Source organism: Cupriavidus necator (genome assembly GCF_040578825.1).
Classification (GTDB): domain Bacteria; phylum Pseudomonadota; class Gammaproteobacteria; order Burkholderiales; family Burkholderiaceae; genus Cupriavidus; species Cupriavidus necator_E.
In genome coordinates this window covers 88,245-108,464 of record NZ_JBEFLI010000013.1, presented here as the reverse complement: position 1 = coordinate 108,464, position 20,220 = coordinate 88,245, and the positions used below count along the sequence as shown (strand labels likewise).

At 67.5% G+C, this 20,220-nt stretch carries 21 protein-coding genes; 9 read left to right on the top strand and 12 right to left on the bottom strand.

The window, feature by feature from the left end; genetic code table 11:
- The first annotated feature begins 298 nt into the window (after positions 1-298).
- From AB1I47_RS09570 to AB1I47_RS09545, 6 genes are all read left to right on the top strand, one after another.
- Positions 299-1,039: a response regulator gene (locus AB1I47_RS09570; RefSeq protein WP_354683509.1), complete on the top strand. Its 741-nt coding sequence runs from the start codon at positions 299-301 to the stop codon at positions 1,037-1,039.
- Positions 1,036-2,349 (top strand): HAMP domain-containing sensor histidine kinase, encoded by a 1,314-nt coding sequence (locus AB1I47_RS09565; RefSeq protein WP_354683508.1) that lies wholly within the window; start codon positions 1,036-1,038, stop codon positions 2,347-2,349. The genes AB1I47_RS09570 and AB1I47_RS09565 overlap by 4 nt, the downstream gene beginning before the upstream one ends.
- 260 nt (positions 2,350-2,609) lie before the next feature.
- The gene (locus tag AB1I47_RS09560) at positions 2,610-2,996 is read left to right on the top strand and encodes a copper resistance protein CopQ (RefSeq protein ID WP_354683507.1); all 387 of its coding nucleotides are present in this window, start codon (positions 2,610-2,612) and stop codon (positions 2,994-2,996) included.
- Positions 2,997-3,036: 40 nt separating this feature from the next.
- On the top strand, positions 3,037-3,459 hold the full coding sequence (locus AB1I47_RS09555; RefSeq protein WP_354683506.1) for an organic hydroperoxide resistance protein: 423 nt from the start codon (positions 3,037-3,039) through the stop codon (positions 3,457-3,459).
- Between the two features lie 431 nt (positions 3,460-3,890).
- Complete coding sequence (locus AB1I47_RS09550; RefSeq protein WP_354683505.1) at positions 3,891-4,376, top strand: cupin domain-containing protein; 486 nt, start codon at positions 3,891-3,893, stop codon at positions 4,374-4,376.
- A gap of 79 nt (positions 4,377-4,455) precedes the next feature.
- A complete protein-coding gene (locus AB1I47_RS09545; protein ID WP_354683504.1) occupies positions 4,456-5,352 on the top strand; it encodes a M28 family peptidase in 897 nt (298 codons plus the stop codon).
- Positions 5,353-5,460: 108 nt separating this feature from the next.
- Here the strand turns inward: AB1I47_RS09545 and AB1I47_RS09540 are convergent, their stop codons facing one another.
- Complete coding sequence (locus tag AB1I47_RS09540; RefSeq protein WP_354683503.1) at positions 5,461-5,706, bottom strand: hypothetical protein; 246 nt, start codon at positions 5,704-5,706, stop codon at positions 5,461-5,463.
- 88 nt (positions 5,707-5,794) lie between these two features.
- A complete protein-coding gene (locus AB1I47_RS09535) occupies positions 5,795-6,250 on the bottom strand; it encodes a universal stress protein (protein ID WP_354683502.1) in 456 nt (151 codons plus the stop codon).
- A 400-nt stretch (positions 6,251-6,650) separates the two neighbouring features.
- Here AB1I47_RS09535 and AB1I47_RS09530 point away from each other — a divergent pair, with 400 nt between their 5' ends.
- A complete protein-coding gene (locus AB1I47_RS09530) occupies positions 6,651-7,073 on the top strand; it encodes an Hsp20/alpha crystallin family protein (protein ID WP_354683501.1) in 423 nt (140 codons plus the stop codon).
- A gap of 48 nt (positions 7,074-7,121) precedes the next feature.
- On the opposite strand, the gene paoC is transcribed toward AB1I47_RS09530, so the two are convergent.
- From paoC to paoA, 3 genes are read right to left on the bottom strand one after another with little or no spacing between them, the layout of a single operon-like run.
- On the bottom strand, positions 7,122-9,326 hold the full coding sequence (gene paoC / locus AB1I47_RS09525) for an aldehyde oxidoreductase molybdenum-binding subunit PaoC (RefSeq protein ID WP_354683500.1): 2,205 nt from the start codon (positions 9,324-9,326) through the stop codon (positions 7,122-7,124).
- A gap of 6 nt (positions 9,327-9,332) precedes the next feature.
- Positions 9,333-10,283: an FAD binding domain-containing protein gene (locus AB1I47_RS09520; RefSeq protein ID WP_354683499.1), complete on the bottom strand. Its 951-nt coding sequence runs from the start codon at positions 10,281-10,283 to the stop codon at positions 9,333-9,335.
- A complete protein-coding gene (paoA, locus tag AB1I47_RS09515) occupies positions 10,280-10,924 on the bottom strand; it encodes an aldehyde dehydrogenase iron-sulfur subunit PaoA (protein ID WP_354683498.1) in 645 nt (214 codons plus the stop codon). The genes AB1I47_RS09520 and paoA overlap by 4 nt, the downstream gene beginning before the upstream one ends.
- A gap of 395 nt (positions 10,925-11,319) precedes the next feature.
- On the opposite strand from paoA, the gene AB1I47_RS09510 reads away from it, so the two are divergent.
- Positions 11,320-12,222: a LysR family transcriptional regulator gene (locus tag AB1I47_RS09510; protein WP_354683497.1), complete on the top strand. Its 903-nt coding sequence runs from the start codon at positions 11,320-11,322 to the stop codon at positions 12,220-12,222.
- A gap of 8 nt (positions 12,223-12,230) precedes the next feature.
- Here the strand turns inward: AB1I47_RS09510 and AB1I47_RS09505 are convergent, their stop codons facing one another.
- The 7 genes from AB1I47_RS09505 to AB1I47_RS09475 all read right to left on the bottom strand — a co-directional run bounded on the left by AB1I47_RS09505 (position 12,231) and on the right by AB1I47_RS09475 (position 18,775).
- Positions 12,231-12,548 (bottom strand): non-heme iron oxygenase ferredoxin subunit, encoded by a 318-nt coding sequence (locus AB1I47_RS09505; RefSeq protein ID WP_354683496.1) that lies wholly within the window; start codon positions 12,546-12,548, stop codon positions 12,231-12,233.
- 9 nt (positions 12,549-12,557) lie between these two features.
- Positions 12,558-13,028: an aromatic-ring-hydroxylating dioxygenase subunit beta gene (locus tag AB1I47_RS09500; RefSeq protein WP_354683495.1), complete on the bottom strand. Its 471-nt coding sequence runs from the start codon at positions 13,026-13,028 to the stop codon at positions 12,558-12,560.
- A 2-nt stretch (positions 13,029-13,030) separates the two neighbouring features.
- Positions 13,031-14,284: an aromatic ring-hydroxylating dioxygenase subunit alpha gene (locus AB1I47_RS09495; RefSeq protein WP_354683494.1), complete on the bottom strand. Its 1,254-nt coding sequence runs from the start codon at positions 14,282-14,284 to the stop codon at positions 13,031-13,033.
- A gap of 38 nt (positions 14,285-14,322) precedes the next feature.
- The gene (locus tag AB1I47_RS09490; RefSeq protein WP_354683493.1) at positions 14,323-15,342 is read right to left on the bottom strand and encodes a 2Fe-2S iron-sulfur cluster-binding protein; all 1,020 of its coding nucleotides are present in this window, start codon (positions 15,340-15,342) and stop codon (positions 14,323-14,325) included.
- 250 nt (positions 15,343-15,592) lie between these two features.
- Positions 15,593-16,771 (bottom strand): acyl-CoA dehydrogenase family protein, encoded by a 1,179-nt coding sequence (locus AB1I47_RS09485; RefSeq protein ID WP_354683492.1) that lies wholly within the window; start codon positions 16,769-16,771, stop codon positions 15,593-15,595.
- 56 nt (positions 16,772-16,827) lie between these two features.
- Positions 16,828-17,829, bottom strand: coding sequence for a tripartite tricarboxylate transporter substrate binding protein (locus tag AB1I47_RS09480; RefSeq protein ID WP_354683491.1), 1,002 nt, complete (start codon positions 17,827-17,829; stop codon positions 16,828-16,830).
- A 103-nt stretch (positions 17,830-17,932) separates the two neighbouring features.
- Complete coding sequence (locus AB1I47_RS09475) at positions 17,933-18,775, bottom strand: IclR family transcriptional regulator (RefSeq protein WP_354683490.1); 843 nt, start codon at positions 18,773-18,775, stop codon at positions 17,933-17,935.
- Positions 18,776-18,898: 123 nt separating this feature from the next.
- Between AB1I47_RS09475 and AB1I47_RS09470 the strand changes: the two genes are divergently transcribed.
- Complete coding sequence (locus tag AB1I47_RS09470; protein ID WP_354683489.1) at positions 18,899-20,134, top strand: CaiB/BaiF CoA transferase family protein; 1,236 nt, start codon at positions 18,899-18,901, stop codon at positions 20,132-20,134.
- The last annotated feature ends 86 nt before the right edge of the window (positions 20,135-20,220 follow it).

Sequence of the window (20,220 nt, the reverse complement as noted above, 5' to 3'; positions counted from 1 at the left end):
GGGCGGGAAGGGCAGGCATCGGGCGGGATCTCCGTTAGCGAATGCGATGCCAGCATTTCACCGCCCCGTCGTATCCCGGTTGTTTCCGATTTCGCCCCAAATGCAATGTTTCATGTCTGCCGGCATCCCGGATACAGTGCGATACAAAGTGGCGAGCCGGTCGCAGCATAATCACGTCACGGGCGCCGCCCATGCCGGCAAACCGGCCAGCGGGCCGGCGCCGGCCTATTATCGAGAGAACGATCCGCCCCTTTCATCAGTTCCAACCAATCAGCCCCAATCAAGCCCAGACGCTGCCATGACCACGCCGGACCATATCCTTATCGTCGACGATGACCGCGAGATCCGCGAACTTGTCGGCGCCTATCTCGAGCGCAGCGGCATGCGCGTGACGCTGGCCGCCAACGGGCGCGAAATGCGCGCCGCGCTGGACAAGGGCGCGATAGACCTGGTGGTGCTCGACCTGATGCTGCCCGGCGAGGACGGCCTGGCGCTGTGCCGGGACCTGCGCGCGGGGGAACGCCGCCACCTGCCGGTGTTGATGCTGACCGCCCGCAACGAGGAAGCCGATCGCATCCTGGGCCTGGAAATGGGCGCCGACGACTACCTGGTCAAGCCGTTCGCGGCGCGCGAGCTGCTGGCGCGCATCCGCTCGGTGCTGCGGCGCACCCGCATGCTGCCGCCCAACCTGCAGGTGACCGAGGCCGCCAGCGTGCTGGCCTTCGGGCCGTGGCGGCTGGATACCACCGCGCGCCACCTGCTGGATGAGCAGGACGTGATTGTCGCGCTCAGCGGCGCCGAGTACCGGCTGCTGCGCGTGTTCGTCGACCATCCGCAACGCGTGCTGACGCGCGACCAGCTACTGAACCTGACCCAGGGCCGCGATGCCGAACTGTTCGAGCGCTCCATCGACCTGCTGGTCAGCCGGCTGCGCCAGCGGCTGCGCGACGACGCGCGCGAGCCGCGCTATATCAAGACGGTTCGCAACGGCGGCTATGTCTTCACCGCGCCGGTCGAGATCCGGGAGGCACGCCCATGAACGGCGGCACGCGCAAGCTGCTGGCATGGCCGCGCACGCTGTTCGCGCGGCTGATGCTGATCCTGCTGGTGGGCCTGGTGCTGGCGCAGGGGCTGTCGTTCGGCCTGGTGATGCTGGAGCGCAGGGAGGTGGCGGACCGGCTGATGCTCGGCAACCTCGAAATGGACGTAGCCAGCTCCGTGGCGATGCTCGACATGCTGCCGGCGGACAAGCGCGCCGCCTGGCTGGACCGGGTGCGGCGGCAGAACTACAGCTACCGGCTCGATGCCGGCACGCCCGGCGAGCCGCCGCGTTCGGAGCGGGCGCGGCGGGCGGTGGACACCATCGCGCAGGCGCTGCAGGGCCGCTACGAGGTGACGGCGAGCACGCAGCCGGGGAGCAACCGCTTCCAGGTGCATCTGCGGCTGCGTGACGGCAACCCGTTGACCATCGACGTGCATCCGTCCGGCACGCTGCTGTCGGCCTGGCTGCCGGTGCTGCTGGCGGTCCAGCTGGCGTTGCTGGTCGGCTGTGCCTGGATGGCGGTGCGACTGGCGACGCGGCCGCTGAACCAGCTCGCGGCCGCGGCAGAGAACCTGGGGCCAGACCTGAAGGCTGACCGCCTGCCCGAAAGCGGGCCCGCCGAAGTGGCCCATGCGGCCACCGCCTTCAATGCGATGCAGGCACGCATCGCCGGCTACCTGGCCGAGCGCGTGCAGATCCTGGCTGCGATCTCGCACGACCTGCAAACGCCGATCACACGCATGCGGCTGCGCGTGGACCTGATGGAGCCCTCGGAGATGCAGGAGAAGCTCTATAACGACCTGCGCGCGATGGAGCAACTGGTGCGCGAGGGCGTGGCCTACGCCCGCACGCTGCACGGCGGCACCGAGGTCCAGGCGCGCATCGACCCTGACGCATTGCTCGACAGCCTGGCCGGTGACTACCTCGACGCCGGCCACGCAGTGGCGGTCGAGGGCAGGGCGGGTGCGCCGATCCTGACCCGGCCGCAGGCGCTGCGACGCATCCTGACCAACCTGATCGACAACGCGGTCAAGTTCGGCGGCGAAGTGACGCTGGCGGTTTCCCGGCAGGCCGATGGCGGGCTTGCCATCGCGGTGCTGGACCGGGGGCCGGGCATCCCGGAAGAGGAACTGGATCGGGTCATGCAGCCGTTCTACCGGCTCGAAACGTCGCGCAACCGGGGCACCGGCGGTACCGGCCTGGGACTGGCCATCGCCCAGCAACTGACGCAGGCGCTGGGCGGCACGCTGACGCTTGCCAATCGCGACGGCGGCGGTCTGCAGGCGACTCTGACGCTGCCGGCGTAGTGCGGCTGCCGGCGTCCCGCGCCGGGCCTCAGTCAGTTGCATTGTATGTCTATGTATCCGCCGCGCTGGCCGATACGTGCGCTGACCATGCGCACACCATCCCGCTACGTGGCAGATACATCGGTCGCCTTCAATACATCTCGTGGCGCGGCGCCGAGGCAGATTGCAGATCTCCCGGCCGGTGCCGCGACCCCGGCCTCGCCGCCCGTTGCGGCGAAGCCCATCGACCGAAACTGCAACCTGATCCACGGAGCAATCAAATGCCTGCCATCCATTTCCCTCGTCTCGCCCGCCAACTGGCTTCCGTCGCCGCGATCGCGGCAGCGCTGGGCGCCGCGCAGGCCGCCTCGGCCGCCGTATTTCCCGGCGACCAGAACCTGGGCGGCATCAGCGCGGCCCGCGTCGCCGACCGCGATGTCTTCACCGATGGCGCCCGCATCGGCGAGCGCAGCGCCTTCACCGACGGCGCGCACAACGGCGCCCGTGACGCGTTCACCGAGGGCGCGCGCAGCGGCAGCCGCGACGTCTTTACCGACGGCGCCCGCGATGACGGCGCAGGCTCGACCGTAGCGCGCATCAGCAATCGCGATGGCTATACCGAGTCCGAGCACGCGCCCGGCAGCGTTGGCGCGCAAGCCATCGCCTGAAATTCCTCAAACTTTTCCCATGACACATAAAGACCTCGCTATGACCCGACTCGACAAAGTTCTCTACACCGGCAAGACCCACACCTCGGCCGGCGGCCGTGACGGCGGCACCGCGCGCAGCGACGATGGCCGGCTCGATATCCGGCTGTCCACGCCGGGCGGCGCCGGCACCGGTACCAATCCGGAGCAGCTGTTTGCCGCGGGCTGGTCGGCCTGCTTTATCGGCGCGATCAAGAAGGCTGCGGCAAAGCGCAAGATCGCGCTGCCGGCGGATCTGGCGGTCGATGCAGAAATCGACCTTGGCATGGCCGGAGAGGGGTATGGCCTGCAGGCACGATTGAACGTCAGCCTGCCAGGCCTGCCGCGGGAGGATGCCGAGGCGTTGGTTGGGGATGCGCACCAGACGTGTCCTTACTCCAAGGCGACGCGGGGGAATATTGGGGTGGCGATCAGCGTGGTCTGATGTGGTGTGGTACCTGTCCCGCTGGTTTGCTCTGCCAATGGTTCGGTTCGGCCTACAGATGGTTGAGGTACCGGCGGGCATTACCGGCGACGCACCTGGTACCTTCTTGCTTGCCCTGGCCTTAGTGGCGCGCTGGGGCAGATTGCCAGTTTGGCCTGCTAATCGAAGAGGTCGACCGAATCGTTATCGAAACCGGATTATCCGCGCTGCTTGCTTCCCGCTATCCGGCACGCTAGGCTGAAATTGCTGCCGTGGGGTTGGTTGCACCCGTCCTTTGCCTCAGCCTGCGCTCAGGGCTGGGTTCCAGGCAGGCGGCGCGTCTCACCGCTGACGCGGACCGGTTAGCGTCGATCTCAGGCCGGCATTCCCGGGTGACTGCCGGCACCGGTGGCTGGGTTGACCGGGGCTACGCTAACGCAGAGGAGTAGAGCATGCGCAACTTGAGAATGATTGAAGCCTCGACGGCATGCGCGCTGGGTGCGCTCATCATGGCCCCCGCACTGGCAGCTGAGCCCGTTATGGAAGGCCATATTTCGATCGTCCCGTCCGAAATCAAGTGGACCGAGGTCCCATCTATCGGACCTGGCGCCAAGCTGGCGGTATTGGAAGGTGATCTCAATCAAGCCGCGCCGTTCACCATGCGGATCAAGCTTCCCCCCAACTTCAAGATCCCAGCCCACACTCATCCCGTGTTTGAGCGAGTCACCGTGTTGTCCGGGACGCTCCATTTGGGCATCGGCGAGACGTTCGATCGCGCCAAGGCCAGGGCTTATCCGGCTGGCGGCGTCATGATGATGCCTGCGGGAATGCCCATGTTCGCCTACACCACCAGCAAAGAAACTGTCATTCAGATTCATGGTACCGGTCCCTGGGGCATCAGCTATCTGAATCCCGCGGAGGATCCAAGGAAGAAATAGCTTGTCGGCCCAACGTCGAACGAGTCCGGCATGGGCCCCTTGTAGCCGGCCAGCTTCGGTCCCATCCGGAGTGAATTGCATGCTGACTGCGCACCACCGCGACCTGGCTGCGGCATTGGAACGTCATGTGAAAGCGCTTGCCGGAGACATTGGCGAACGCAACGTGTTCCGGCCGCCCGCGTTGCACGCGGCGGCCGACTATATCGTGCAGGAGTGGGCAAGGCGTGGTAGTGCTGTGAGGCACCAGGCGTATCAGGCACGAGGCGTTCCGTGCGCCAATATCGAGGTCACGCTCGCCGGCTGTGTGCAGCCCGACGAAATCATTGTGATCGGCGCGCACTACGACACAGTGCGGAACAGCCCCGGGGCTGATGACAACGCCAGCGGCGTTGCCGCGGTGCTCGAGATCACGGGCCTGCTGCAGTCCCTCTCACCCCAGTACACGGTGCGCTGCGTTGCCTTCGTGAACGAGGAAGCGCCGTTTTTCGCCCGCGGGGACATGGGTAGCCTGAGGTATGCAAGAGCCGCGCGGCAGCATGGGGATTGCATCCGCGTGATGCTTTCGCTCGAGATGCTGGGCTACTACCGGAATGAACCCGGCACGCAAGGGTATCCGCCACTGCTGCGCTACTTCTATCCAGAACGCGGCAACTTTATCGCCTTCGTTTCCAATCTTCGCTCATTGCGCCAATTGCGATGGGTTGTTGACGCATTCCGGAGTGCCTCCGGTTTTCCAGTCGCAGCAGCGGCGCTGCCGTGGTGGGTGCCCGGGGTCGCCCTGAGCGATCATTTCTCCTTCTGGCGCCAAGGCTATCCGGCCGTCATGGTCACGGACACTGCCTATCTGCGGAATCCGAACTACCACACCGCGCACGACGTACCGGCGACGCTTGACTACGATCGCATGGCGGCGGTGACGAGCGGGTTGGCCGCGAGCATCGCGTCGCTGGGGCCACTTGGCACGAGCCGCCGCTAGGCGCCGGCCACGGGAAAAGGGCTCAGTGCCCGCAGATCTGCGTTGCCAAAGGCTTGCATGCCGATGTGCGCCTGGCCAAGGCATGGTAGCGCGGGCGCCGCAGGGCAGTCAGGTCCCGTCGTAGTCGAGGACCGCCGGCGGGGCCGCGGACAGCAGCTGTTCAAACCAGTCCGCCGTCAGGCCGGCAATGCTCCGGCACGACGCCCGCGGATCGGGGCCGGATTCGAGCATGGCCGGCAGCCAGCCGCTGCCATGCGGCACTTGCACGGCGGCGCTGAACGATGGCAGGCCGGCGCCGGCGTGTGGTCCGGCGCCCGGGCTGGCCTGGGCAGGGTCCTCGCCAACAGCTGGCAAATGCCTGCCGGGCGCGGCAGAGGCCGGTCCCGGCGGACGGGCGGTGGTCTGTGGCGGCTGCGGCCTACGTGCTGCGAAGGCGACGGCGTCAGCCCTCGGTCTCGCTGCGCACCAGCAGCACCGGTTTGATGGTCTTGTGCAGCACCCCTTCGGACACGCTGCCCATCAGCAGGCGCCTGACGCCGCGACGGCCATGGGTGCCCATGACGATGAGGTCGGCATTCCAGGCATCGGCTTCGGCGACGATGGTCGACGAGATGCGCCCCGGCGCCACCGGCTTCTCATCGAGCTTCGTGGTGTTGCGGATGCCGGCCTCGCCCAACCGTGCCGTGGCGGCGTCCAGCGCCTTGCGGCCGTGGGTCGTCAGGTTCTCGACCAGTTCCCGCGGGTCGAAATAGCTGGCTTCGAAATAGACGTCGCTGTCGTCCACGACATACAGTACCTTGACTTCGGCACCCGTGGCGCGGGCGATGATGACCGCCTGGCTAAGCGCCAGGTCGGACGAGCGGCTGCCGTCCACGGCGAGCAGGATGCGCTGGTACATGGTGTGTCTCCAGAGGGAATTTTGGGAGTACCCGGCAACGAATTCTTGTTGCGATTCGTTGCAGTTAGCGTAGCCGGAGACCGGGACATGCGCTTGACCTAAATCAACCCCGGCGTAGGCAAGACGGGATTGAGATCCTTCGGAGGGTGGTCGCCGCGCCATGGAGTGGCGGCGGCGGAACCTGGTGGACGTGGCATGGTGCAGCCCGCTGCACTGATGACCATCCCGGAGCGGGGGCGTGCCTGCGGGGCAGAACATCACCGCGGCGCGTCGGTCGAACCGGCAGGGGACGTGGCCGGCTGGACCTGACAGGGCCGAGCTGGCCGCCACGCCACGATCGTCACGCCCGGCCGGTGCCGGGTGGTCATTGCGGCAACGAACGCCAGAGCAAGGAGGCATCATGGGCAGCAACCGGATGTACGACCCGTTCTCCATTGAACCGATCGGCGACATGCTGCAAGGGGTGCTGCGCACGCTGCGCGGCGCGACCGAAGGTGGCGGCGGGATCAAGGTCGATGTCAGCGAGACCGACCAGGACTATACGGTGACGGCGGAGCTTCCCGGCGTGAGGAAGGAAGATATCGAGGTGTCGGTGGAGCGCGGGACCGTGGTGATCTCGGCCAAGGTGGAGCGCTCCAGCGTCGAGAAAGAGGGCGAGCGCGTGATCCGCCGCGAACGCTACCGCGGCACCATGCGGCGCGCCTTTGCGCTGGATAACGACGTCGACGAGGACAAGGTCGACGCCGTCTATGAAAACGGCGTGCTGCGGCTGGTGCTGCCCAAGAAGGAAGCCACGCCGCAGAAGACCATCAACGTGCGCTAGTGGCAGCACCGCATGGAAAGCCGGCCCGCTAACGGGCCGGGGCGCCCCTCAGGCCTGCAGCGGCATCTTGCCGATCAGCTTGTCCAGCGTGATCGGGTAGTCGCGCACACGCACGCCGGTGGCGTTATAGACCGCGTTGGCCACCGCCGCCGCCACGCCGCTGATGCCGAGTTCGCCCACGCCCTTGGCCTTCATCGGCGAAGAGGCCGGGTCGGTTTCGTCGAGAAAGATCACTTCCTGGTGCGGGATATCGGCATGCACCGGCACCTCGTAGCTGGCCAGGTCGTGGTTGACGAAGAAGCCCACGCGCAGGTCGATGGCCAGCGCTTCCATCAGCGCCGCGCCCACGCCCATGGTCATCGCGCCGATCACCTGGCTGCGCGCCGACTTGGGGTTCAGGATCCGCCCCGCCGCGCAGACGGCCAGCATGCGCCGTACGCGGGTCTCGCCGGTCGCGATATCGACCGCGGCTTCGACAAAATGCCCGCCGAAGGTGGATTGCTGGAAGCGCTTGTCGAGGTCGCCGAATTCCAGCACGTCTTCCGCAACCATGCCGCCTTCACCGGCCCCGGCCGCCACGCTGGCCAGCGGCACGCTGCGTCCGCCGGCGCGGATCTGGCCGTTCTCGAACACCGCTTCCTGCGGGTTGAAGCCGGCCTTCTGCGCCATCGCCTCGCGCAGCCTCACGCAGGCCGCATAGACGCCGGCGGTGGAGCTGTTGCCGCCCCATTGGCCGCCGGACCCGGCCGAGACCGGGAAGTCCGAGTCGCCCAGCCGCACCAGCACCTTGTCCAGTGGCACGCCCATCATCTCCGCCGCGGTCTGCGCGATGATGGTGTAGCTGCCGGTGCCGATATCGGTCATGTCGGTTTCCACCGTGACGATGCCACGGTCATCGACCCTGACGCGCGCGGCCGACTTCATCACCTGGTTGTTGCGGAACGCCGCAGCCACGCCCAGGCCCACCAGCCATTGCCCCTCGCGCCGCGTACCGGGCTTTGCGTTGCGCGCCTGCCAGCCGAAGCGCTCGGCGCCGATGCGCAGGCAATCGGCCAGCCGCCGCTGCGAGAACGGGCGCCCCGGTTTCTCCGGATCGACCTGGGTGTCGTTGAGGATGCGGAAGGCGATGGGGTCCATGCCCAGCTTCTCGGCCATCTCGTCCATCGCGACTTCGAGCGCCATCATGCCGGGCGCCTCGCCGGGCGCGCGCATGGCATTGCCTTCGGGCAGATCGAGCGACGCGAGACGCAGCGTGCTCAGCCGGTTGGGCGCCGCATAGAGCAGGCGGGTTTGCTGGATCGCATTCTCCGGCTTGCCGCCGGGCAGGTCGCCCGACCAGCTGTCGTGGCCGATCGCGGTCAGCTTGCCGTCCGGCGTCGCCCCCAGCCGGATATGCTGGATCGTGGCCGGGCGGTGCGTGGTGTTGTTGATCATCAGCGGGCGCGTCAGCGCCACCTTCACCGGGCGGCGCACCGCGCGCGCGCCGATCGCGGCCAGCAGCACATCGGCACGCAGGAACAGCTTGCCGCCAAAGCCGCCGCCGATAAACGGCGACACCACGCGCACGTTCTGCTTGGGAATGCCGAGCGTGGTGGCCAGGTCGGTGCGGGCCCAGTCGATCATCTGGTTGGAGGTCCACACCGTCAGCCTGTCGCCCTGCCAGGCCGCGACCGTGGCATGCGGCTCCATCATCGCGTGCGACTGGTCGGGCGTGGTGTAGGTGGCATCGTGCTTCACCGGCGCGGCGGCAAAGGCCCCGGCAAAATCCCCCACCGCCGAATCCGGCCGGTTCGGCACCTTGGCGGCTGAACCCCGCGCCTGCGCCAGGTCATAGCCGCCGCGCTGCCGGTCATAGCGCACGCGGATCAGCTGCGCCGCCGCGCGGGCCTGTTCGAAGGTCTGCGCAATCACCAGCGCGATGGCCTGGTGGTAATGCTGGATCTCCGGCCCGCCCAGCAGCGTCGCGGTATTGCGGCCGGCCCTGGCGAGCTTGCCCGCGTTGCTGGCCGTGATGATGTCGATCACGCCCGGCGCGCGGCGCGCTTCATCGACGCTGATCGAGGCAATGCGGCCCTTGGCGATGCCGGCGCCCACCACATAGCCGTAGGCGGCCTGGGGCGCGACATCGTGGCGCTCGTAGGCATAGGGCGCGGTGCCGCTGGTCTTGCGCGGGCCGTCGATGCGGTCGACGGGGTGGCCGACCACCTTGAGCTGGTCGATCGGGTTGGTGGTGGCTGGGGTATCGAATTTCATCAAGTCCTATCCCTTTGCCTGCGTCAGCGCGGCGGCGATGGTACGGTAGGCCAGCGTCAGCTTGAACTGGTTCTCCTCGGTCGGACGGGCCTCGGCCAGCAGGCGCTCGGTAACTGCCCGCGCGCCCTGCGGCATCTGCGCCTCGGCCGCTTCCACGCGCCACGGCTTGGCCGCGACGCCGCCCAGCGCCACCCGGCCGGTGCCGTCGGGCTGCACGATGGCGGCGACCGACACCAGTGCAAACGCATACGAAGCGCGGTCGCGCACCTTGCGATAGACCTGTACGCCGCCGATGGGCTTGGGCAGCGTCACCGCGGTGATCAGCTCGCCGGGCTCCAGCGCGGTCTCGATAGGCGGCGTGTTTCCCGGCAACCGGTGGAAGTCCGCAATCGGGATCACGCGCGCCTTGCCGTCCGGCCGTACCGTTTCCACCGTGGCATCGAGCACGCGCATCGCCACGGCCATATCGCTCGGGTGCGTGGCAATACAGCTGTTGCTGCCGCCCACCACCGCATGCTGCCGGCTGAAGCCGCCGATGGCGGAGCAGCCGCTGCCCGGCACGCGCTTGTTGCACGGCAGGTTGGTGTCGTAGAAGTAGGGGCAGCGGGTGCGCTGCAGCAGGTTGCCGGCGGTGGTGGCGCGGTTGCGCAACTGGCCCGATGCGCCGGCCAGCAGCGCGCGCGACAGCACGCCATAGTCGCGCCGCACGCGTGGATCGGCGGCGAGGTCGGTGTTGCGCACCAGCGCACCGATGCGCAGGCCGCCTTCCGGGGTGGCATCGATGCGGTCGAGCGCCAGCCGGTTGACGTCGATCAGATGGACCGGCGATTCGATCCCCAGCTTCATCAGGTCGAGCAGGTTGGTGCCGCCCGCGATAAAGCGCGCGCCGGGCGTGCGCGCAGCCGCCGCGGCGGCCTCGGCCGGAGAGCGGGCGCGTTCATAGCTGAAGGGCTTCATGCCTTGCTCCCCGCAACCTCGGTGATCGCGTCGACGATATTGGAATAGGCGCCGCAGCGGCAGATATTGCCGCTCATGCGCTCGCGGATCTCTTCCGCGGTGAGCGGCGGGCGCGCCTTCAGGTCAGCGGTCACGTGGCTGGGAATGCCGTCACGGATCTCGCCCAGCACCGCCACGGCGGAGCAGATCTGGCCCGGCGTGCAATAGCCGCACTGGTAACCGTCGTGCCGGACGAAGGCCGCCTGCATCGGGTGGAGCCGGCCCGGCGCGCCGAGCCCTTCGATGGTGGTGACCTTGCTGCCGTCGTGCATCACCGCCAGCGTCAGGCAGGAATTGATGCGCCGGCCGTCGACGATCACCGTGCACGCGCCGCACTGGCCGTGGTCACAGCCTTTCTTGGTGCCGGTCAGCTGCATCTGCTCGCGCAGCGCGTCGAGCAGCGTGGTGCGGGTATCCAGTCGGAGCTTGTGCGGCTTGCCGTTGACTTCGAGGGTGACGGCGGCACTGATGCCACCCTGCGCGCCGCGGCTGGCGGCTTCTTGCGCATTAGCGGCGCAGGGCAGGGCAACACCCGTCGCGGAGGCGGCGCCGACCTTGAGCAGGTCTCGCCGCGTGATCTTGATATCGCTGACGTCTTCCATGCGTTCGGGTCCTTGTCTGGTCGCTTTCCATAGAAAAGCGAAACGCCGTCGGGGGCGGCGTCAGGTTGTGGGGAAGCAGGATTGTGAACTGCGTGGCCGTGCCGCGCCGGCGGGCACGGATGCGGATGACGTTCGTGCGGCGGCGTAGCGAATTAACAGGGCGCAGAAAAATGATAGGCGGGATGGCCGATTGTGTTTAGGCGTGAAAATCCGAAAGCGCTTTGAAGCTGCATTTATCAATACGCCCCAAATGGGTGCATATCGAGCCCGCAATGGGGCTCGAAATGGCGGATCCTCCTCTTGATCGGGGTGGTGGGCGCGCCACCGCGAATAAATGTTTAGAATGACCGCGCATCTCCTCATTCACTACATCAATATGCAGCGCGGAGCGAAACATGGAGCTGCACAACGTCGACCTGAACCTGCTGGTGGTATTCGAACACCTGCTGCGCCTGCGCACCGTCTCTGGCACAGCCAGGGCGCTGGAGTTGAGCCAGCCGGCGGTCAGCAATGCGCTGGCGCGGCTGCGCCGCATCTTCGACGATGACCTGTTCGTGCGCAGCGCCAAGGGCATGCTGCCGACACCGCTGGCACTGGAACTTGCCGAGCCGGTGTCATATGCGCTGGATGCGCTGCACACCGCGCTCAACCGCAAGGTCGACTTCGAGCCGGCGCGCAGCGAGCGCGACTTCCGCATCGCCATGACCGATATCGGCGAAGTCCATTTCATCCCCAGGCTGATGGGCGCGCTGCGCGAGCTGGCGCCGGGCGTATCGGTGGCCACGGTGCGCAATGCCGCGGTGAATCTCGCCGAGGAGATGAGCCAGGGCAAGATCGACCTGGCCGTAGGCCACTTGCCCGAGCTGACCTCCGAGTTTTTCCAGCGCCGGCTGTTCCGCCAGCGCTATGTCTGCATGTTCCGGCCCGGCCATGCGCTGGACAAACGCACCATCCGGCTGCGCGACTTCGAGGAAGCCGACCACGTGGTGGTGACCGCGGCCGGCACCGGCCATGCGCGCGTCGACGAGATCCTGGCCAGGCGCGGCGTGCAGCGGCGTATCCGCCTAAGGGTGCCGCACTTTGTCGCGCTCGCCGATATCGTCGCCAGCACCGACCTGATCGCCACGGTGACAGAGAAGTTCGCCGAGCGCAGCGCCAAGTACTTCGGGCTGAAGTACGTCAAGCACCCGGTGGACCTGCCGGATATCCAGATCAACCTGTTCTGGCATGCGCGCTACCACCGGGATCCGGCAAACCAGTGGCTGCGCACGCAGGTGTTCGAGTTGTTCTCGGAGTAGGGGGCTGGTTAGCCGAGATCGAGGTATACCTTGCCGCCATCGATCCGCACCGGGTACGCGCGGATATTTTCGGTCAGTGGCGCGCACAGTGCCGTGCCATTCCTGACGTCGAACTTGCCCTGGTGCAGCGGGCATTCGATCTCGTGGCCGTCGAGGAAGCCGTCGCACAGCCGCGCATGGCCGTGGGTGCAGATATTGTCGGTGGCAAAGACCTTGCCATCGATCCCATACAGCGCGATCTCGCGGCCTTGGACCTCGATGGCGATCACATCGTCCTGCGGCACGCTGGCGAGCGCGGCGGCCTCGATCCAGGTTTCTGTCGTCATGCTTGTCTCCTAGATGGGATAGATCAGCGAGTTGGGGATCATCTCGCTGTCGAAGATGCAAAGGCGGGACGCAAAGCGCAGGCCCTGCGGCGTGCGCACGATGCTGTCGAGGTAGCGGCCGGTGTTGAGCACGTCGGTGAGCTGGTCGGGCTTGGTGCGCAGCACCGCGTAGTTGGCTTCGGCAACGATCCGCTCGCCATCGGCCTGCCGCACCAGCGGCGCGCCCACGATATGGCGTTGGTAGTAGGGGTCGTGGAACAGCGTTTCGCGGATGCCGAAGACGCGGTCCTTCAGCATGCCCTTGCTCTCGAACGACAGCGTCGCCAGCGGCAGGCCGCGTTCGTAGTTCTCGCGCGGCTGCAGGCGGTAGACGCAGTCGTCGGTGAAGAAGTCGGGCCACTTGTCCCATTCGCCGTTGTCCACCACGGCGGTGTAGTCGGCGTAGAGCGAAAGCAGGGCGTAGTAATCCTGGAAGTCCATGGTCAGATCTCCATCACCTTGCGCCAGTAGGCATACATGCCGCGGATCAGCGTCTCGGTGACCATATGGTCGGTGTTCTCGGCGGTGGTGCCGCCGAGCTCGGCCAGCACGCGGTGCCAGGGCTTCTGCGCAAAGCCCTCCTGCGAGCATTCGATGACCTCGCCATCGTCGGCGGAGACAAAGCCCGCCGGCCCGAACAGGTTGGCCTGGCGCAGCCGGCGCCGCGTCATTTCGTCGGTATCGTCCTCGAAGCCGAAATGCGTCCAGACGAAGTCGAACGAATCCGGGCCGTTCGGCTGGATATGCCGCGTCGACACCGAGTTGACCTGCTGCTGGAAGATCACGCTGGGGAACACCGTCATCATTACCGCGGTGGGATCGCCCCACCAGGGCTCGTGCACGATGTCGAGGATGCGGTCGTCCTGCAGCGCCATCTGGTCCTTGAAGCTGGCCACGCCCGAGGTCACCTCACCCTTGCCGCCCTGGCCGCGCGTGGAAACCATCGCGGCGTGACGAAATTGTGGGTCCATCACCAGGCGCGACTTGTTGTCGGCGCGCCAGAGGCCGAAGGTCACGAACCAGGTGTGCAGCAGGCCCGGGTGATAGGGGTCCTTGATGTTCTCCTGCATCAGCTTCCAGTTGCCCGGGATGCGCTGCTTGTTGTAGCCGAGGATCTTCAGCTTGCGGCCGTTGAACAGGCGATCGAAGTAGCCGGTGATCTCCGGACCCAGAAAGTCCTCCAGCGGCTCGACCTCATGGTCGAACGACGCAAACACCACGCCCCCGCGCACTGCGACCTTGAGCCGCGTCAGCCCATGGTCCTGCGGCCTGAAATCCGCCGGCATGCCGCCGTTGACCTTGCCGTCCTGCTTGACGCCGCGGCGGAACGGCACGCCCTGCAGATTGCCCTTCAGGTCATAGTTCCACTGGTGGTAGGGGCAGTGGAAGTCCTTGCGGTTGCCGCTGCGCTCGCGGCAGAACTTCATGCCGCGGTGGGCGCAGATGTTCTCGACCACGTTGATCTCGCCTTCCTGGTCGCGCACCAGGATCACCGAGCGTTCGCCGATCCCGGTGCGCTTGAAGTCGCCGGGGTTGGGGATCTCGGCCTCGAGGCCGACGTAGTTCCAGTGGCCGCGGTAGAAGCAGCGCTCGAGTTCGCGCTGGTAGAGCTGGTGATCGGTATAGACGCGGAACGGGATGCGGCTGATGCCGTCGTCTTGCCAGACCGGATCGGTCGGGGTGGATGCGGTGTCCATGGTTGTCTCCAGGTCGGTATCTAGGGTTCGGTCTGGCTTCAGGTGCCCGAGGCGTAGAACGCATCGGCATAGATGTGTTCGGGGCGCACGCCCTTGTCGCGCAGCAGCAGCGTGGCCGCGTCGACCATCGGCGGCGCGCCGCACAGGTAGGCGCGCCAGCCGCCCAGCGCGTCGAAGTCCTGCGCCACGGCTTCGGTGACCAGGCCGGTGCGGAGGTCGCTGCGCGCGTCGCCCGGATCGCCCGGATCGCCCGGATCGCCCGGCAGCGTGGAGACGACTTCCACGCGCAGGCGCGGATGGCGCTGCGCGAGTTCGTCCAGCCAGTGCAGGCCGTAGGCGTCGCGGGGCGAGCGGATGCCGAAATAGAGATGGATCGGGTTGCGCAGCCCGGCTTCGATCGCGCCGCGCACGATCGACAGCACGGGCGCCAGGCCGGTACCGCCGGCGATGCAGAGGATCGGGTCTTCGTTGCGGGTGCGCAGGTACGAGGTGCCGAGCGGACCGCTGACGCGTACCGTATCGCCCGTCTTCAGGGTGTCGCGGATATAGCTGGTGACGCGGCCGTCGGGGACCATGCGGACGTGGAATTCCAGCTCGCCGTCGCTCGCCAGCCGCGCCATCGAATAGGGGCGGATATGGTCGGGGGTGAACTGCAGCATCGCGTACTGGCCCGGCGAGAAAGACAGCGCCTTGGCGGGGGCCAGCCGGATCATCCGGACATCGTGGCTGAGGTCTTCCAGTGCCGTGACGGTGGCCTTGACGATGCGTGCGGGATGGACGACAACCTCGTCCGGTTCGGGGATCTCGATGGCGCAATCGCCGGTCACGACCGACTGGCACGCCAGCACGTGGCGGTCGCGTTGGTGGTCGGAATTGTGGAAGGCATAGCCCCCGGCTTCATGGATATCGCCGTCGACGACGCGGCAGCGGCACGTGCCGCAGCGTCCGGCCATGCAGCTGTAGGAAATGGAAACGCCGTGTTGCTGCAGGGCAGTCAGCAGGTTTTCACCATGGGGAACCGCCAGGCGCTGCCCTTGGGGGAGGACGAGGACTTCCATGCCGTCTCCGTATCGTTGTCGTAGTCGTGACGGAATGATGGGTCAGCATGGGAAATCAGCCAATAGAATCGCGGTTATATGCCCTATTCAGCAAATCAATAAGGGTCGATTGCCTCGCGCAGCGGGCCCAGCGGGCCGACTACGCCCTTGGCCTGCGGCTGGCGCCCCGGCTCGAGGCGCCGTCCGGGCTGAGCGGGGCAAGCAAACGCTCGGTGCAGCGCGCCGCAGCCGCATGAGGGCGGGCAGGCAATCAGCCTGCGCCTGCTCCCTCTAGCGCGCCACCGCGTGCCTCCATGGTCCGACGCGCGATATTGAGCTGGTGGATCTGCGTGGTGCCTTCGTACAGCCGGAACAGCCGCACGTCGCGGTAGAAGCGCTCGGCCACGGTGCGGGCCATATAACCGCTGCCGCCGAAGACCTGCACGGCGCGGTCCGCCACCCGGCCTGCCATTTCCGAGGCGAACAGCTTGCACATCGATGCCTCCATCGTCACGTCCTCGCCCGCATCGCGCTTGCGCGCGGTGTCGAGCACCAGCGCGCGCGCGGCGTGCAGCTCGGTATTGCTGTCGGCGATCATCTGCTGCACCAGCTGGTAGTCGGCAATCGGCTTGCCGAACTGGCGGCGCTGCGCCGCGTAGCGGACCATCTCGTCGACCAGCCGGATGGCGGGGCCGACGCACAGGCCTGCCAGGTTGATGCGCTGCTTGTTCAGCGCCTTCATCGCGGTCTTGAAGCCGACATTGGGCTTGCCGCCGACGATGGCGCTGGCCGGCACGCGGCAATCCCGCAGGTAGACATCGCCAACCGGCGAGCCGTGCTGCCCCATCTTGCGCTCGGGGGCGCTGGTGGTCAGGCCCGGCGTGCCGCGCTCGACCAGGAAGGCGCTGATGCCGTGGGCACCCGGCAGCTCGGGATCGGTGCGGGCAAACACGGTAAACAGGTCCGCGATCGGGGCATTGGTGATAAAGCACTTGCTGCCGTTGAGCACGTAATGGTCGCCGTCACGGCGCGCGGTGGTCTGCAGCGAGGTGGCGTCGGAACCCGCTTCGGGCTCGGTCAGCGCAAAGCAGCCGGTGACCTCGCCGGACGCCAGCCTTGGCAGGTAACGCTGCTTCTGTTCCTCGGTCCCGTCTGCCACCAGCGATTCCGAGGCAATGCCGGTATTGCCGCCAAAGCGGGCGCGGAACACGGTGGCGGCCTGCGAGACCTCGATGTTGACCAGCGCCAGCTCTTCGGTCGTCAGCCCGGCGCCGCCGTAGGCCTCGGGGATGCTGTGACCGAACAGGCCGAGGCGGCGCATCTGTTCGACCACAGGCTCGGGGATCACGTCGGTGCGGTCGATTTCCGCCTCGAGCGGGATGCAGGTTTCCAGCACGAAGCGGCGGAGGTCGGCCAGCAGGGCTTGCTGGCGGGCAGGGTCGCGGATCATGGGTGTTTGCGGTGAGTGGAGGGAAGAGGGGGGCGGGCGCGGCTGCGTAGCCGCTGTTACTGTGCGGTGATGCCGGCGGTCTTCAGCACGCCGGCCCACTTCAGCGATTCGCTGTCCAGGAAGCGGTCGAACGCGGCGGCCGATTGCGGCGCGACATCCATGCCGAGTTCCGCCAGGCGGCGCGCCGTGGCCGGGTCGGAGGCGGCCTGGGTGGCAGCATCGGCCAGCTTGCGCACCACGGCGTCAGGGGTGCCGCGCGGCGCGACCAGGCCAAACCAGGCGCCCACTTCGTAGCCCGGAAGGCGGGCGGCTTCAGCCACCGTGGGCACGTCCGGCATCGACGCCGAGCGCTTTGCCGAAGTCACCGCCAGCGCGCGCAGCTTGCCGCTCTGCACCTGCTGGCGCGCAATAGCGGTAGTCAGCGCCATCATCGACACGCGCGCCCCGAGCACGTCGGACAGGGCCTCAGGCTGGCCCTTGTACGGCACGTGGCTGAGCTTGACGTGCGTCATCTGCGCCAGCAGTTCCGCCGACAGGTGGTTCGACGTGCCGACGCCCGCACTGGCGTACGTCAGGGTGCCGGGCTGGCTGCGCGCGCTCTGGAGCAGCTCCGGCAGCGTGCGCAATGGCGACGCCGCCGGGACCACGATCACGTTGGGCACCGCGCCCAGCCCCGCGACGGCGCGGCAATCCTTGCCGTTCTTGCCCTGCACCCGGTTGTTGAGCAACGGCCCGACCACGTAGCTGGGGCTGACCGCGAGCAGCGTATAGCCATCTGCCGGCGCCTTGGCGACCAGGTCCGCGCCGATCGCGCCGCCGGCGCCGGTCTTGTTCTCGACGATGACTGGCTGTCGCAGCACCTGTGCCATCCGTTCGGCGGTGATGCGCGTGACGGAATCCACCACGCCGCCCGCCGAGAATGGCACGATGATCCGCACCGGCCGGTCCGGAAAGCGCGCGCCACTGTCGGGTGCCGCGCCGGCTGCCGCCGGCATCAGCGCGGCGCAGGCCAGCATGCCGGCGGCCAGGCGCCGGCGCAACGGTTGGAGGGTGTCCATCTTGTCTCCTGGGTTGTCTGCCGGGGTTCGTCCCCGGCCGGTGGCGGCCTCGTGCGGGCCGCTCTGGGATGCCGGCTTGCTGCCGGCGGGTCCTTCTGTCCCGTCAGCGTGCGCAGTTCAGTTCGATCTGCCGCACCGCCTCGCGCAGCCGCGGGGCGACCTCGCGCTCCAGCATGTTGTCGCGGTTGCGCGCCGCGGCGATGGTGCAGTTCAGCGCGAACGGGTCTTCATGCAGCGACTGGCGGATCGGTGCCGCGATCGCATGGATCTCGGGCCGCCATTCGCCGCGGCTCACGCAGTAGCCGTGCGTGCGGTAGTGCTTCTGGTCATTCGCCCACATCGCTTTCTCCTGGTGGAACCGTTCCGGATCGGCCACGCGCAGCCGGTTCAGCACCGCCGTGCGCTCGTCGGCGCTGCACGCCAGCAGCACGGCGCGGCCGATCGCGCTGGCCAGCAGCGGCCGCGTGCTGCCGATATCCGGCTGGTAGAAGTTGCCGGGGTCGAGCCGGCAACTGTCCACGTACACCACCGACAGCCGCTCGCGCATGCCCAGGTTCACCGTGCAGCCGGTCTCGCGCGCAATCGCCTCCATGTACGGCCGTGCCACCTGGCGTATCGCCAGCCCGGCCAGCATCGGGTAGGCCAGCGCCAGCACGCCCGCGCCCAGGCGGTACTTCTGGTTGCCGGGCACGCGGCTCAGGAAGCCCAGCAGGCCCAGCGTGTAGGTCAGCCGCGACACCGTGGCCTTGGGCAGGCCGGTGCGCACCACGATGTCCTGGTTGCCCAGCACCGGGCTGGACGGCGTAAAGGCGCGCAGCACTTCCAGCCCGCGGGCCAGGTTGGTGGCGAACTGGCGGTCGGTGGCCAGCCCTTCTTCGTCCGCGAGGCCCGGCGGTGTGCGTTCCAGGGTGCGTTCCATGTCTGGCGGTGGTTGCTTGGGTTCCATGCTCGGATCCGTCGAAGGGGGAGTCAATCTTGTAGCACGAGCGTTCCGCACAGCGAAACCGTACTTGCCCAAGCGATGGCGGCCTGCCACCTTGCCTGTTGAACGCCACCCAAGGAATCCGCCATGGCACACAGCAGCAAGGACCGGGTATCGCCCGACGCACAATCGGCAGGCCCGCTCAGCGGCCTCCGCATCCTCGACATGGCCACGGTGGTGGCCGGACCGTTCTCCGCCACCTTGTGCGCCGACATGGGCGCGGACGTGGTCAAGCTGGAACTGCCCGACGGCAGCGATCCGCTGCGCGGACTGGAACCGGTCACCGACGAACACGCGCTGTACTGGAAGGTCACCAACCGCGGCAAGCGCGGCATCTCGCTCGATGTGCGCACGCCGCGGGGGCGGGAGATTTTCCTGCGGCTGCTGCCGCAGTTCGACGTGCTGGTGGAGAACTTCCGCACCGGTACGCTGGCGCGCTGGGGGCTGGACCTGGAAACATTGCATGCGGCTAATCCGCGGCTGATCGTGCTGCGGCTGACCGGTTTCGGCCAGACCGGGCCGGATGCAGCGCGGCCCGGCTTTGCGCGGATCTTCGAGGCGAGGAGCGGTTTCACCTGCCTCGCCGGCAGCGAGGAGAGCGGGCCGATGCATATGAACTACCCGGTGGGCGACATGATCGCCGGGCTGTTCGGTGCCTTTGCCATCGCCACCGCGGTGGCGGAGCAGCGCGCGCGGCCAGAGTTGTCCGGCCGGGAAATCGACCTGGCCGCGACCGAAGCGCTGTTTCGCCTGCTGGACCCGCTGGCGGTGGAGTACGAGCAACTGGGACGGGTGCGGCAGCGCGCCGGCAATCGCACCACGTATGCTGCGCCGTCGAACATGTACCGCACCGCGGACGATGTGTGGGTCACGGTGGTGGCCTCGTCCGATGCCACCTTCCGCCGCCTGGCAGAGGCCATGGATGCGCCGCAACTGGCGCAGGCGCCAGAGTACGCCACCAATGCCGCGCGGGTGCGCCATCTCGACGCGTTGGATGGGCGTATTGCGCAGTGGTTTGCGGCGCGGGCCTATGCCGATGTCGCGGCAATGCTGGAGGCGCGGCAGGTGCCGTTCAGCAAGGTGTTCAGCATCGCGGATATTGCTGACGACCCGCAGGCGGTGGCGCGGCAGGCCATCGTGCGGCTGCCGGATGCTGACCTCGGTTCCGTGCCGGCGCCGTGCGTGGTGCCGCGGTTTTCAGGCTATTCGCCGCTGCCGCCGCGTACGGGGCCGGACGTGGGGGAGCACAATGCCGAGGTCTATGCGCGGTGTGGCATTGGTGCGCAAGAGCTGGAGCGTCTGCGCGCGGAGAAGGTGATCTGACACTTCTTTCCGTGGCCTGCTGCTGGTCTGCTCCCCTCTCCCGCTTGCGGGAGAGGGGCCCGGCCTGTAGGGGTTTGAGCGATTGC